Annotated in this window: 12 protein-coding genes; 6 read left to right on the forward strand and 6 right to left on the reverse strand. The window is 60.8% G+C overall.

Annotation, left to right across the window (positions count from 1 at the left end; translation table 11 throughout):
• Positions 1-90: 90 nt before the first annotated feature.
• Positions 91-537 carry a hypothetical protein gene (locus BUC24_RS26565; RefSeq protein WP_143167386.1) on the reverse strand — a complete coding sequence of 149 codons (447 nt, stop codon included), beginning with the start codon at positions 535-537 and terminating at the stop codon, positions 91-93.
• Between the two features lie 41 nt (positions 538-578).
• Here BUC24_RS26565 and BUC24_RS04980 point away from each other — a divergent pair, with 41 nt between their 5' ends.
• Positions 579-1250: a hypothetical protein gene (locus tag BUC24_RS04980; protein WP_073212998.1), complete on the forward strand. Its 672-nt coding sequence runs from the start codon at positions 579-581 to the stop codon at positions 1248-1250.
• Here the strand turns inward: BUC24_RS04980 and BUC24_RS04985 are convergent.
• The 4 genes from BUC24_RS04985 to BUC24_RS05000 form a co-directional block, all read right to left on the reverse strand.
• On the reverse strand, positions 1237-2448 hold the full coding sequence (locus BUC24_RS04985) for a cation:proton antiporter (protein ID WP_073212999.1): 1212 nt from the start codon (positions 2446-2448) through the stop codon (positions 1237-1239). The two genes, BUC24_RS04980 and BUC24_RS04985, sit on opposite strands and share 14 nt — an antisense overlap.
• Before the next feature lie 75 nt (positions 2449-2523).
• Positions 2524-3240, reverse strand: a complete 717-nt coding sequence (locus tag BUC24_RS04990) for a hypothetical protein (protein WP_073213000.1) — start codon at positions 3238-3240, stop codon at positions 2524-2526.
• Positions 3241-3349: 109 nt separating this feature from the next.
• Positions 3350-4057, reverse strand: a complete 708-nt coding sequence (locus tag BUC24_RS04995; RefSeq protein WP_073213001.1) for a hypothetical protein — start codon at positions 4055-4057, stop codon at positions 3350-3352.
• 147 nt (positions 4058-4204) lie between these two features.
• A complete protein-coding gene (locus tag BUC24_RS05000) occupies positions 4205-4699 on the reverse strand; it encodes a hypothetical protein (RefSeq protein WP_073214799.1) in 495 nt (164 codons plus the stop codon).
• 177 nt (positions 4700-4876) lie between these two features.
• Here BUC24_RS05000 and rpsO point away from each other — a divergent pair, with 177 nt between their 5' ends.
• Together rpsO and pnp are read left to right on the forward strand one after the other, a co-directional pair.
• Complete coding sequence (gene rpsO, locus BUC24_RS05005) at positions 4877-5146, forward strand: 30S ribosomal protein S15 (RefSeq protein WP_073214802.1); 270 nt, start codon at positions 4877-4879, stop codon at positions 5144-5146.
• A gap of 164 nt (positions 5147-5310) precedes the next feature.
• Positions 5311-7434, forward strand: a complete 2124-nt coding sequence (pnp, locus tag BUC24_RS05010; RefSeq protein WP_073213002.1) for a polyribonucleotide nucleotidyltransferase — start codon at positions 5311-5313, stop codon at positions 7432-7434.
• Positions 7435-7637: 203 nt separating this feature from the next.
• Here the strand turns inward: pnp and BUC24_RS05015 are convergent, their stop codons facing one another.
• Complete coding sequence (locus tag BUC24_RS05015; protein ID WP_143167387.1) at positions 7638-8708, reverse strand: hypothetical protein; 1071 nt, start codon at positions 8706-8708, stop codon at positions 7638-7640.
• 331 nt (positions 8709-9039) lie between these two features.
• Here BUC24_RS05015 and BUC24_RS05020 point away from each other — a divergent pair, with 331 nt between their 5' ends.
• The 3 genes from BUC24_RS05020 to BUC24_RS05030 all read left to right on the forward strand — a co-directional run bounded on the left by BUC24_RS05020 (position 9040) and on the right by BUC24_RS05030 (position 13157).
• Positions 9040-10455 carry an FAD-binding oxidoreductase gene (locus BUC24_RS05020; protein ID WP_178372478.1) on the forward strand — a complete coding sequence of 472 codons (1416 nt, stop codon included), beginning with the start codon at positions 9040-9042 and terminating at the stop codon, positions 10453-10455.
• The gene (locus tag BUC24_RS05025) at positions 10452-11354 is read left to right on the forward strand and encodes a class I SAM-dependent methyltransferase (protein WP_073213005.1); all 903 of its coding nucleotides are present in this window, start codon (positions 10452-10454) and stop codon (positions 11352-11354) included. The genes BUC24_RS05020 and BUC24_RS05025 overlap by 4 nt, the downstream gene beginning before the upstream one ends.
• 105 nt (positions 11355-11459) lie before the next feature.
• The gene (locus BUC24_RS05030; protein WP_073213006.1) at positions 11460-13157 is read left to right on the forward strand and encodes a hypothetical protein; all 1698 of its coding nucleotides are present in this window, start codon (positions 11460-11462) and stop codon (positions 13155-13157) included.
• Positions 13158-13334: the final 177 nt, after the last annotated feature.

Raw genomic sequence — 13334 nt, forward strand, 5'->3', positions numbered from 1 at the left:
CCCGCCGGCGCGCTGATGCTTGCATTCCTCCGAGCCTCTGCCAGGCGGGCGCACAAGAAATCGTCAGACACGCTGCCTGCCGGCGGGCCGTCATCCCGACCGTAATGGCGCGCCAGGGATGCGATCCCTCAGCATCTGCCTGGATGTGCGCCGCCGATCCTGCATCGCATCCATCACTTTTAAGAAGGAACTCATGCGAACAGTGAAAAAACCGCGTGACAGCATTGCAGTGAAAATCATCTTCATTATGATGATCGCGCCTGCAATTGCATGCGCACTCGGCTTCGTTTTGTCGCTGCTGTTCGCCTGCGCTATCGCGCCTGGCATGCAGTGCAGCGTTCCCGCAATGAACACGCCCATCGTCGCTCTGTTGTACAGCGGATTTCTCATGTGTATCACCGGCCCCGTGGGCGCCGTATTGATTTTTTTCTTGAAAATATTCGGGAAGTAGCACGCCACCAGGGAGGCGATCGCATCGTCGCCACCTGGGTCGCATACCAGCGGGTGATCGATGGGACAGGCACATCGCAGTGCCACGCATTGCGCCGAGTTGAGTGAACTCACCAGCGAAGGAAAACATGAAGACGGTGGAAACGCGCGGTAACAGCAAGGCAGTCAGTATCATTTTCCTTCTGATGATTGCCCCTGCATTTTTATTTGCGCTGGGATATATTCTGACCTTCCTGCTTGCCTGCGACGGTCCCCACGAGTTGGTATGCATTATTCCAGGCGTGGGCGGACCGATTGTTGCCATGCTTTGGAGCCCATTGCTCCTGTATATCACCGTGCCCGTTGGTCTGGTGCTGATCTTTCTGTTGACCGTGTTTTCTACCGCATCGAGGCCGCGGATCCGTGAAATTCCGGACGAACCCGCCGCGCCCGCGCCCCTTGCTGCGCTGACGCGCTTCAAGCCCGGCCGGCTCGATGCAAGCTGGTTCGAGCGGCTCGATCTGTCCGGCCTTGAACGCACGGCGCATGATCCAACGGCGCCTGACTGGCCATGCGCGATCGATACGCTCAATCGGGTCCTTTTTACACGCCTCCAACATGGCCCGGCAGCGAACGCCGACGCGGCGCCGGAATACCTGCTCGCCATTGGTGAGGAAGTCTTCATCGTCGTCATGGATGGCGCACTGCCGCGTATCACGGCTGCGCCCGGGCGCCAGACCTATACGCGCAGCTGGGTGACCGAGCTGGCGCATCTGGGCCTGGCTGCCTTGCGTAACCCCCAGCCTGTCAGCTCGCCTTGAACACCAGCGCCGCCACCCGCCGCAGCTTGGGCGCCACCACCGGCACCGTGAGCATGGTGCTGGCAATGGCCATCAGCAGCAGGGCGGTGAAGGTTTCGCTGGTAATGATGCCCTTGTCGAGCAGGATATTGACGAAGATGATCATGATCAGCGCCTTGGTCTGCAGCAGCCAGCCTATGATGGACGCTTCGCCTGGACCCCATTTCAGGATCTTGCCGGCGGCGTGAACGCCGGCCAGCTTGCCGCTCACCGATGCCAGCAGCAGCACGGCCGCCGCAACAAACACCGCGTAACCGCCCATGGCCCAGTTGGTGCGCAGCCCGGTCGACAGGAAAAATACCGGCATGATGGCCAGCAGCACGTGGTGGCGCAGCAGATCGAGCTGTTTCTGGTCGAACCACTCGGCGTCCATCACGGCGCCGGCAAGGAAGGCGCCCACCATGAAATGCAGACCAGCCCAGTCGGCAGCAAAGGCGCATGCTGCCAGCCAGATCAGCGCCACATACCAGCGGTCGCGTGCCTGCAGCCAGGCCATCAGCTTGCGGTAACCAAAAGTGGCCGCGCCAAACAACAGCAAGAATCCCAGCTGGCGTCCGACCCGGTCCCAGTCCAGCAGGATCAGGGCCAGCACGCCCCAGATGGCGATGTCGTCCAGACTGGCGTAGCGCAGGATGCGCTGGCCGATCGGTTCGCGCAGCACCTCCAGTTTTTCCATCAGCAGAATCAGAATCGGCAATGCTGTCACCGCGCAGGCCATGCCAATACCCAGGACGAACTGCCAGGACTGGGCGTTCGGTCCGACCCAGCCGGCGTAGCCCAGCATGCCCAGTGCGGCCACGCAGCCGAACAGCAGCGGCGTGCCCAGCGCCAGCGAGGCAGTAATCACGCTTTCGCGCCGGTGCTCCCAGGCTTTCTTGAGATCGAGCTCGATCCCTGCAATCATCACGAACAGCATCACTGCCCACCAGGCCACGCCATTGAGTGAACCAATCACCTGCGGGTTGAAGACGAACTGATAGTAGTCGGGATAGGCGCGCCCCAGCACGCCCGGGCCCAGCAGGATGCCGGTGATGATCTGTACCACCACCAGCGGCGCGTAGTAGTCCGTATCGGCAACGCGCCAGATCAGATAGGGAACGGTAAAGATGATCAGCATGGCGATCAGGAAGATCTCCGTGGTGCCCATGGTGCTGTGCATTGCTTGTCTCCAGTATGGTGTTTTTTTGTAGAACATAGCACAATACTGGAAGCGATTCCAAATTTTACGCGGCGTTCACCATTTCTGCGTGGTGGCAGGCTGCTCGTTGGGCGGGCAATTGGTCATTTTCGGCTCCACCCGTTTGCTTGGGTCGAGTTGTGCCGTGGGCGAGTTGGGCGACTCGTAAGTCATGCAGTAGGTGCCCAAGGCCGTGGTGATGCGGTAGCGCTTGCGGCCATAGCCGCCCGGGTCGATGATTTCCTTGATCTTGGCCGACTGGTACCACTTCGGTGGCACCGCATCATAGGCATCTTCAATACCCTGCGCCAGGCGTTGCTGCGGCGAGGTTTCAGGTTTGCTGATGCCTTTCTTGGCAAATTCCTTGCGCAGCTCTTTGTCGAACTTGCCGATGTCGCGCTTGGCCTGGGCCAGCATGTCGGCCGCACTCGGGGCCGTGGCCGGTGCCGCCAGCGGGCTGTCGGTCACGGGAGCGGGTGGCGGCTCGGCGGGCTCGAGTGGCACCGATGGCGTCGGCCGCGCCGCGGCTGCGCTGGCCGGCGGGCGCCATTCGGACTTCGGCTTCGGCACCGGCTTGGGGACGGCCTGCGGCACACGCGGCGCTGACCGCAATTTGACATCGATCCACTGCATCGCCAGCCGTGGCGCATCGGCCAGCGGTTTCAGGCGCGTCGCGGCAAGCCACATCCAGGCCAGCGCCAGATGCAGCAGCAGCGTGATCACCAGGCCGATATAGCGGCGCCTGGGGTGAAATGGATAGGACGTGGAGGACATCCACCGGAGTATAGGTGGATGGCGCTGGATATCACCTTTGCATGTAAAAAGGCGCGCCAGGCGGGCCGTTTGGGCTCGTCTGGCGCGCCTTCATGGCGGCAAAGGTAAATTATCCAGCTTTGGGTTTGTCCATTGCGCTGCAGGCGGCATTGCTCTTCAGGCGCGCCGATTCGTCGTTGCCGCGGTACAGCGACAGACCGAAGCCGAAGCGGTTCATCCCGCCCGGGAAGTAGCGGCCTTCGCCCACCTGCGCTGGCGGTACATCGACCCGGCCGGCGCCAAATTTGGCGTAGCGCTTGTTGAGCAGCTTGGTCATCATCGATTTGTCGTCGTTGCTCACTGCAGACGGGAATTCGCGCACGATGGTGGTGACAATCCACTCCTGCTTGGCCGGATCACTCAGGCTGGGCGTGAGGCTGATGCCAACCCGGGTCGGCGTGTCGCTGTCGGCGCCAAAGGTGCCAAACAACTCGTTCGATTCGCACGCGGCCATGATCTTGGGCAGCAAGGGCAGGGCGCCCGTATCGAACTGCTTGTCGTGCAAATAGGGCGCTGCATCACCCGCGCTGGGCCAGGTGCCGCGCAGGGCACGCAGGTCGTCATCACTGAGTTTGCGGGTGGCGGTGAGCTGGAATTTGTTGTTGACCTTGAAGGAGTTCTGCGCTGGTGCCCACTGAATTTTGGACAATTCGGCCAGGCCGTCACCCAGACACAGCTCAGCCACGCAGGGCAGGCCTTTTTTTTCCAGATCCTGCGCCATGCATGGGGCTTGCAGCGCAAGCAGGGGCAAGGCGACAGCAAATACTTTGAGGGACATGGGTGGCTTTCAATGTTGGTGGGAATGAAAGATTTGCAGTTACGCCAGTCAAATGCGTATGTTTACGATTTAACGGGAACCTTTAACCCAAGTCAACGCGCACGCCAGAAAAGTGTGTCTTCTGTTGTTAAATTGCCTCAGAGCAAGTTAATCGCGGCTGGAATCATTATATTCATACATCGGATCTGGTCCATTCATCATCATTGTTAGCACGCCGTCATGATTAAAGTGCAGATGCATCATGGAATTCCACACCTCGCTTTCGCGGTAGCGGTAAGACCAGACCTGCAATTTGGGAATGTCCAGGTAAGATTTTTCTGTCGGCCGCCCCACCGCGCGCAGCACCTCTGCCTGGGTGCTGCGGCCCGGTTTGAGGGTACCGAACTTGTCGTCGGTGAGCACTTGTTCAAACTGGCGCAGACGCCCGTCCGGTCCCATGCGTGCCATCCAGGTTTGCTGGCCCATGGGGCCCTTGGCATATTCGAGTACCTCGCCGTCGGCACCGGTGTAGCGGGCGGTGGGCCGGCCCCAGGCCGCTTGCACCTCGGCAGCCGTGGCGCCGACGGGCGGGGGCGGGCGCAGCAGCAGGGCGCACGCGCTCAGCAGGCAGCTTAGCGCTGCGATAAAGATGACTTTAGGCATAAAAACCACCGTCAGCGGTGAAAAATGACCATGATGCGCCGTCTGCATCCAATCTGCACTGGCGACACGATACGTTTTCGCATATACTTGCGGGTCTGGCCGTTTTGGCTGGTTCATCAATCGAAGTTCACGGTGCGCTGGGTTACGACTCTTGCACCGCATGTGAAAGGTAATATCATGACCGTAGAAAACATCAACAAAGCCGCGATTATCGCGGACAACGCCCGTGCCCAAAACGACACCGGCTCCCCAGAAGTTCAGGTCGCACTGCTGACCGCACGCATCAACGAACTGAACGGCCACTTCAAGGCCCACCAGAAAGATCACCACTCGCGCCGCGGTCTGATCATGATGGTCAACCGTCGTAAGAGCCTGCTGTCCTACCTGAAGTCCAAGGACGCTACCCGTTATCGCGATCTGATCGCCAAACTCGGCCTGCGCAAGTAATCACTGTTGCGTAATCCAGTTTAAAAACAAATGCCTGCGCAGCTTGCTGTCGCGGGCATTTTGTTTTTGTAGTCCCGTTTTTGTAGTAAAGGCAATCTGTATTGCCTGTGGTGAGGTGAACGACAGCCCCTGAAAATCTGTCGGCAAATAGAAAGGGATTACCCATGTTTAATAAAGTTACGAAAACCTTCCAGTACGGCCAGCATCAAGTCACCCTGGAAACCGGCGAGATCGCTCGTCAGGCCTCCGGCGCCGTGATGGTGTCGATTGAAGACACCGTTGTTCTGGCTACCGTGGTTGCGCGCAAAGACGCCAAGCCAGGCCAGGACTTCTTCCCATTGACTGTTGACTATGTTGAGAAGACGTACGCAGCCGGTAAAATCCCGGGCGGTTTCTTCAAGCGTGAAGGCCGTCCATCCGAGAAGGAAACCCTGACCAGCCGCCTGATCGACCGTCCGATCCGCCCGCTGTTCCCTGAAGGTTATCTGAACGAAGTCCAGGTCATCATCCACGTGTTGTCGGTCAATCCTGAGATCGATCCGGACATCGCCGCCATGATTGGCGCATCGGCCGCGCTGTGCGTGTCGGGCGTGCCATTCAATGGCCCGGTTGGCGCTGCGCGCGTCGGCTACGCCAATGGCCAGTACATCCTGAACCCAACCACCACCGAACTGAAAACCTCGGAAATGGACCTGGTTGTTGCCGGTACCGAAACGGCTGTGCTGATGGTGGAATCGGAAGCCAAGCAGCTGTCCGAAGAAATCATGCTCGGCGCCGTGGTGTTTGGCCACGACCAGATGAAAGCTGTCATCGACGCGATCCATGATCTGGTACGCGACGGCGGCAAGCCGGAAGTGGAATGGGCGCCGCCAGCGAAGAACGAGCCGTTGATCGCCCGCGTCAAGCACTTCGCCGATGCCAAAATCGCCGATGCTTACCAGACCCGCGACAAGCAAGCCCGTACCGCCAAGCTGAAGGCTGCCTTCGCTGAAGTGACCGCTGCTCTGGCCGCGGAAGCTGCCTCGATCGGCGCATCGGCACCGGATTCGGCCGAAGTGGGCAACATCTTGTTCGACATCGAAGCCAAAGTCGTGCGTTCGCAGATTCTGGACGGCGAGCCACGTATCGACGGCCGCGACACCCGCACCGTGCGTCCGATCGAAATTCGCACCAGCATCCTGCCGCGTACCCACGGTTCGGCCCTGTTCACCCGTGGTGAAACCCAGGCGCTGGTCGTGGCCACCCTCGGCACCGCACGCGACAGCCAGAAGATCGACGCGCTGATGGGCGAGTACACCGACGACTTCATGATGCACTACAACATGCCTCCGTTCGCCACCGGCGAAACCGGCCGTGTTGGTACGCCAAAGCGCCGCGAAATCGGTCACGGCCGTCTGGCCAAGCGCGCTCTGGTTGCCGCTCTGCCTAACCCTGAAGACTTCAGCTACTCCGTGCGCCTGGTGTCGGAAATCACCGAGTCGAACGGTTCCTCGTCGATGGCGTCCGTCTGCGGCGGCTGCCTGGCACTGATGGACGCTGGCGTGCCAATGAAAGCGCACGTGGCTGGTATCGCCATGGGCCTGATCAAGGAAGGCGGCAAGTTCGCCGTGCTGACCGACATTCTGGGCGATGAAGATCACCTCGGTGACATGGACTTCAAGGTCGCAGGTACGCCAGCAGGCATTACCGCGCTGCAGATGGACATCAAGATCATGGGCATCACCAAAGAGATCATGCAAGTGGCACTGGCGCAAGCCAAGGAAGCACGCCACCACATCCTCGGCGAAATGCAGAAGGCCATGCCGCACGTGAAGACCGAACTGTCGGACTTCGCACCGCGCCTGATCACCATCAAGATCAACCCGGAAAAGATCCGTGACGTCATCGGCAAGGGCGGCGCCGTCATTCGCGCGCTGACCGAAGAAACCGGCACCCAGATCGACATCAGCGACGAAGGCGTGGTCACCATCGCTTCCGTCGACGCTGCTGCCGGTCAGGAAGCCAAGCGCCGCATCGAAGAACTGACCGCCTCGGTGGAAGTGGGCAAGACCTACGACGGCGTGGTGCTCAAGCTGCTGGACTTCGGCGCGATCGTTCAGGTCATGCCAGGCAAGGACGGCCTGCTGCACATCTCGCAGATCGCCAACGAGCGTGTGAACGCTGTTGCCGACTATCTGAAAGAAGGCCAGGCAGTGCGCGTCAAGGTTCTGGAAACCGATGACCGCGGCCGCCTCAAGCTGTCGATGAAAGCTGCTGAAGGCGCGGAAGCGGCACCAGCTGCGCAGTAATCGGTAAGGGCTTCGGCCAGTAAAAAACCGCCAGCGCGCAAGCCCTGGCGGTTTTTTTGCGTCGCATCGCAAGCGAACCCCTACATCGCAATCGAACCCCTACATCGCCCTCGCGAAGGCGGGGGCCCATGCCATGCGTGCGACTTCGGTAACTTGGCATGGGCCCCCCGCCTGCGCGAGGGCGATGTAGTGGCAGTGCCGGCTTATTTCTTGGTCGAGGCAATCTGGAAGCGCCAGAATCCACTGCCCTGGTCGCGGTTCGGGCTGGCACTGGTGGACACGCACAGGTAGTTTTGCTCGCAGTTCGATGAGCGAACGTCCAGATAGGTGTAGCCGGCCAGACTCACATAGTCGCTACGCAGATTGAGCATTTCGTTCTGATAGGTATTGGTGCGCGGTCCGATAATCTGCCACACGCTGGCGTTAAACGGCGCTGGGGCGGTCGTGGCGGTGGATACGCATAGTACGTTGAGTTCGCAGCCCACTCCCTTGACGGCAAGGTAGCCACCAAACATCCCGCTGGCGGGCGGTGTCTCGCTGGTGTATTGGAACTGATTCTTCAAATACACATGGTCGCCTGTGCGCACCTGGCTCCCGTTGGCCTTGCCCTCGGCTGACACCAGCATCCATGATCCACTGCCAGGAAGACGGTTATACGAATACGCCGTCGAAACACAGAGCAGATTGTTTTCGCAACCAGCTGTGCGAACATCAAGGTAGCCCCCGGTCGAATTCATGTACCCATTTTGCAGGTTGTAGATCTGACCGTACTGCAGGACAGGTGGATGCGCGGGCGCCGTCGCGGTGACATTGGAACACCACACTGCTGGTAACACAGGCGCGCTTGGCGTGCCCTGGTAGACGCACAGGTTGGCATTGTCTGCCACCGACAGGAAGACCGGCCCGACGGGCAGGCCGGCATTGGTGCGGCACCATGCCGTGCTGCCGTCGTCGCGATAGGTGCACAGGTTGGCGTCGGTGCGCAGAGTGGTGTAGTAGGTCGCGGTCGGTAACGGGGTGTTACGGGCACACCATATCGTGTTACCGATATATTCACCGGTCACACAGAAATTGCCGTCAGCCGTGGTCGCGGCGGAAAACTCCTGATTCGGCGAAAGCAAGGCATCGCCGATATTGATCCGGCCATTGCCAATGACGACCGAGCCAAAGACGGCGCCGCTACTGGCCATCGCGTAAGGTTGGGCGGCACCCAGCAGCAGGGTAGCGGCGAGTAACAGACGGCATGAGGGTGCGACTAAAGAGTTCTCAAACATGGTGTGCTCCAGATGAGGTGACGCAGTGAATGGGCATTCGCGACCAGGTTGTAAATGCGCGAACACGCTCAATCTACGCGTGCTTGATGTGCCAACCTAGCAGCCTTTTTTTCATTCAGCCGGGATGTAATTTCCGCACCACAATTGGCAATCATTCAACTCACAGCGCAGCAACAAACTGGCAGATCTGCCAGTTGCGGCCGCCATTTGCCGAGCGACCAGGCAAGCGGGATGGCCTCAATGGTCCTGTATTGCAGTACTATTTAGTATCAGGTATCGTTAATCGAACTGCTACGACACAATGGCCCCATTCTTTCAACCGGATCGCGCCATGCACCCTTCAACCATTTTCCCCATCGTAAATGACATCCACTCGGCCCTGAACGCCACCCGCGTAGCGCGCATTGTCACGCCCCACAGCGTGGCCGAAGTCAGCGCAGCGGTGCGCGCCGCCGCCGCGCTCGGCTTGCCAGTCGCCATCTGCGGCGGCCGCCACGCCATGGGCGGCCAGCAGTTTGGCGAAGGCGCGCTGCTGCTCGACATGGGTCATCTGGACCGCGTTCTCGCTTTTGATGCTGGCAGCGGACTGGTGGAGGTGGAAGCGGGGATCCAGTGGCCAGCCCTGATCGATTTTCTGGAAGCGAGCAACGCGGAACCACGCTGGGGTATCCGCCAGAAGCAGACCGGCGCCGATGCGCTCAGTCTGGGCGGCTGCTTGTCGGCCAATGTGCACGGGCGCGGCCTGCGCATGCGGCCGTTCATCGACGACGTCGAAGCCTTCACCCTGATCGATGCGCAAGGCGAACTGAAAGTGTGCACCCGTGAACGCGAGGCCCAGCTGTTCAGTCTTGCCATCGGCGGCTACGGCATGTTTGGCGTGATTGTCAGCGTCACGCTGCGCCTGGCCCCTCGGGTCAAGATGCGGCGCGATGTCTCGCTGCTGACACTCGATGAATTGATGGTAGCGTTTGACGACCGCATTTTGTATGGCTACACCTTTGGCGACTTCCAGTTCGCAATCGATCCTGCCAGTGGCGACTTTTTGCACAAGGGCGTGTTCTCGTGTTACCTGCCGGTCGACCAGGCCACGCCGCTCGATACCCAGCGCGAACTGTCGCCTGACGACTGGCGCGGCCTGCTGGCGCTGGCCCACACCGACAAGAGCGCGGCCTTCGAACGCTATTCCAGCTACTATCTGGCCAGCAGCGGCCAGGTCTACTGGAGCGACCGGCTTCAGCAGAGTACCTACCTGGACGGCTATCACGCGGAGCTCGATACCATGCTGGGACACTGCGGTTCGGAGATGATCGGCGAAATCTATGTGCCGCGCGCGCGCCTGGTGGACTTCATGCGCGGCGCGGCCGCCGACTTCCGCCTGCACGGTGTCGATCTGATCTACGGCACCATCCGCCTGATCGAGCGCGACGACCAAAGCTTCATGCCATGGGCCAGCCAGGACTACGCCTGCGTCATCTTCAATCTGCACACGCCGCACACGGCTGAAGGTATCGAGGCGACCATGCAGGCGTTCCGGCGCCTGATCGATCTCGCCATCGAACGCGAGGGCAGCTACTACCTGACCTATTCGAAGGCGGCCACGCTGGCACAGGTGCGCGCCTGCCACCCGCGCTTCGACCAGTTCCTGGAATGGAAGCGCCGCCTCGATCCGCAAGAGCGCTTCCAGAGCAACTGGTACCGCCACTATCGCGATCTTTCCGCGGCCGCGCCGGTGGAGCTGGCAGCATGAAGGAGAACAAGCCAAGCAACACCGCTCTGATTGTGGCGGCCGGTCTGCAACTGGCCACCGACACGCGCGCATTGACGCACCTGATGCCGGCCGAAGCGCAGCAGCGCGGCGCGGCACTGCTGCGCAAAGCCTATCCCGGTCTGGCGCGGCTGCTGCAAAAGCGCTGGTTTCGCCGTCTGGCGCTGTGGGCGGAACGGACCACGCTGCCCGGCATCTCGCTCCACTTCGCGCTGCGCAAACGGCGCCTGCGCCAGCTCGCGCAACAGGCGGTAGAGGGTGGCTGCCGCCAGGTGGTCGTACTGGGCGCAGGCTTCGATACCTTGTGTGCCGAACTGCTCGCTGTCCATCCCCATTTGCGCTGCTTCGAGATCGACCATCCCGCCACCCAGCTGAAAAAGCGGGCGGCAGTGGGGCCGCAGGGCGCGGCCATCGTGTACCTGGGTGTCGATCTGGCGCAGCAGCCGCTCGCATCCGTGCTGGCGCAATGCCCGCCGTTCGAGAGCAACGTGCCTACCTTGTTTGTGGCCGAAGGTCTGCTGATGTATGTGCCGCTCGATGCGGTGGCCGGCTTGTTCCGGCAGATGGCGGCAGCAGCGCCGGATTGCTGCGCGGCGTTCACCTGGCTTGCGCCCCAGGCCGACGGCCGTCCCAATTTCACCCGTCCCAGCCGCCTGATCGATTTCTGGCTCAAGCTGCGCGGCGAGCCGTTCATGTCGGCCATGGAGCGCGCCAAGCTGCCCGATTTTGTGGCGGCGAACGGTTTCGCGCTGCGCTCGATCAATGACAGCATCGATCTGCTCAGTCCTGCCGAACTGGGCCAGCTCGATGGCGCTGCCGTGCCCATGGTCGGCGAGTACATTTGTTTCGCGACTACAACGGAAAGCACGCAGCGCGACTGATTGTGCGACTTCTATGCTGTTTGTATTGACTGTTTTCATGTAATAATTTCATGTTTCATTGCTGAAAACTTGCCTTCCGGGCGTCAATAACAGGGGTTCCAATTCGTGTCATCGCATCAATACGACTTTTGCCGGCTGCCAGAGCGCATCCAGCGCCAGCTGGCCCGGGGCATCACGGACGAGACCTACCGCTTGCAGGACGGGGGCACCCACCAATACTTCTACATTACGCGTGCCCTTGGGGCGCTGTTCTTTGCGTGGATGCTGGTCCTGTTGATGTCGTTCGAATTCGGGGTTCCTGGCAAGGATGCGCTGTGGGACAACAAGGCGATCATGGTGCTCTACGCCTTTCTGCTGGTTGTGCTGGCCTATATTGGCGTGCGCGTCGTCCAGTTCCGCCGCCTGGACCGCTTGTTCGGCTTTCAGCCGGCGCAATACCTGTTTGGCTTTACCATGGTCGACGCGCGCCAGCGCATGCTCAAGGTATTCGACCTGACCCAGCTGGACGACCTGAAGGTCACACACCAGCATATCAATGGCGTGTACGTGCAGACGGAATTCGCGTTCAAGTTCAAGGATCGCAGCAGCCGCAAGTGGATGGTGAGCGGTAAAAAGAAGGCCGAACGATTCTGGCAGAAGCTCGATGCTTTGCAGGCGCAGTCGCGCGGCGCGTTTGACCGCAACGACGTGGCGGCCTTGCTGCGGCTTGATCCGTTTTTCGAAATTCGCCGCAAGGGATGGGTTGCGCCGCAGGGTCCCGAACCGGAGCCGATGTCGCCAGTGCAGCGCGTGCTGGCCATGCCGGTGGCCGCTGCAATTCTCATCGCGCTGGTTGCCACACCGGCCGTGTGGAGCGCGCGCAATGCCGTGGCCGATGTCGCCGTCTACAAGAATGCCAAACGCCTGGCCACGGAGGCCGCCTACCAGGGCTACCTGTATGACGGCAAGTTCTACGTGGCCGAGATACGCGCGGCACTGCCACGGGTCGCGTTCGAGGAAGTGCGCAAGAAGAAATCGGTGACCGAGCTGCGCAAAGTGCTGCAGCGCTATCCGAAAGCCGGTTTGAATGCGGACGTGGCCAAGGCGATTCATGTCCTGTACCAAAACGCGCTGGCAAAATTTGCCACGCAGGCTGCCACCGCCGATCCGGCGCTGCTGCCTTCGATGACACAGCTGCTGCAAGTGCTGGAACAGCGCGGCAACCCGCGTGTTGGCATTCGCTTTGTTCGCCCAACCAATGAAGCGATGGCCGAAATGGACCGCCGCATCAAGCTCAATCAAGGCAAGGCGAACGGCATGGACATCATTCCCGCTGCCAGCCATTTCGGCAGCGACAGCGCGGCTGTGCGCGAAGCGCGCATTGTCAGCGGCCTGGTGGCCGGATTCCGCCAAGTGTTTTCGAATGATGTGCTGTCGCTTGAGGCGGCACCTGGCGAGGACGGCGCCCTGCCTGCACTGACGATCAACTATCAGATCGAGCCTTCAGGCGCCTTGTATACGCTGGAAAAAACCCAGCGTGGTTTTGTCGGTCTGGTCGCGCGTTTCCAGTCCGGCCTGCAAATTGGCCCCGATGCGCCGGCCTGGCGCTTCGAAATGGAAGTCGAGCCGCCCGATCACTTCCGCGTGGAGTATCAGCTGCCACCTGGCCAGGAGGCCAAGGGGCCCGCCGACAGCGCCGTGTATGCGGTGATGGCCGAGCGCGCCTTTGATGCCCTGGCCAGCAAGATGAGCGCCGCCTTCTTCCGGCCCGACAGCGCGGCCTTCCAGCGCATGAAGGGCAAGCCGGTGACGGCGCAGCGCTAGGCGCGTCTGGCGCTTTCAATTGGCATCGGATCTGCTATATTGATCCGATGCCTGTCACCGATCCCCGCATCGACGCCTACATCGCCAACGCCGCCCCGTTTGCGCAGCCCATTCTCGGCCATTTGCGCGCCGTGGTGCACGGCGCCTGTCCCGAGCTCACCGAAACAATCAAGTGGG

Source organism: Massilia sp. CF038 (genome assembly GCF_900129765.1).
Lineage (GTDB): Bacteria > Pseudomonadota > Gammaproteobacteria > Burkholderiales > Burkholderiaceae_D > Telluria_A.

Coding starts and splice junctions, on each gene's coding strand:
- BUC24_RS04980 (WP_073212998.1), top strand. CDS start 579: ATGAAGACGGTGGAAACGCGCGGTAACAGCAAGGCAGTCAGTATCATT.
- BUC24_RS04985 (WP_073212999.1), bottom strand. CDS start 2,448: ATGCACAGCACCATGGGCACCACGGAGATCTTCCTGATCGCCATGCTG.
- BUC24_RS04990 (WP_073213000.1), bottom strand. CDS start 3,240: ATGTCCTCCACGTCCTATCCATTTCACCCCAGGCGCCGCTATATCGGC.
- BUC24_RS04995 (WP_073213001.1), bottom strand. CDS start 4,057: ATGTCCCTCAAAGTATTTGCTGTCGCCTTGCCCCTGCTTGCGCTGCAA.
- BUC24_RS05000 (WP_073214799.1), bottom strand. CDS start 4,699: ATGCCTAAAGTCATCTTTATCGCAGCGCTAAGCTGCCTGCTGAGCGCG.
- rpsO (WP_073214802.1), top strand. CDS start 4,877: ATGACCGTAGAAAACATCAACAAAGCCGCGATTATCGCGGACAACGCC.
- pnp (WP_073213002.1), top strand. CDS start 5,311: ATGTTTAATAAAGTTACGAAAACCTTCCAGTACGGCCAGCATCAAGTC.
- BUC24_RS05015 (WP_143167387.1), bottom strand. CDS start 8,708: ATGTTTGAGAACTCTTTAGTCGCACCCTCATGCCGTCTGTTACTCGCC.
- BUC24_RS05020 (WP_178372478.1), top strand. CDS start 9,040: ATGCACCCTTCAACCATTTTCCCCATCGTAAATGACATCCACTCGGCC.
- BUC24_RS05025 (WP_073213005.1), top strand. CDS start 10,452: ATGAAGGAGAACAAGCCAAGCAACACCGCTCTGATTGTGGCGGCCGGT.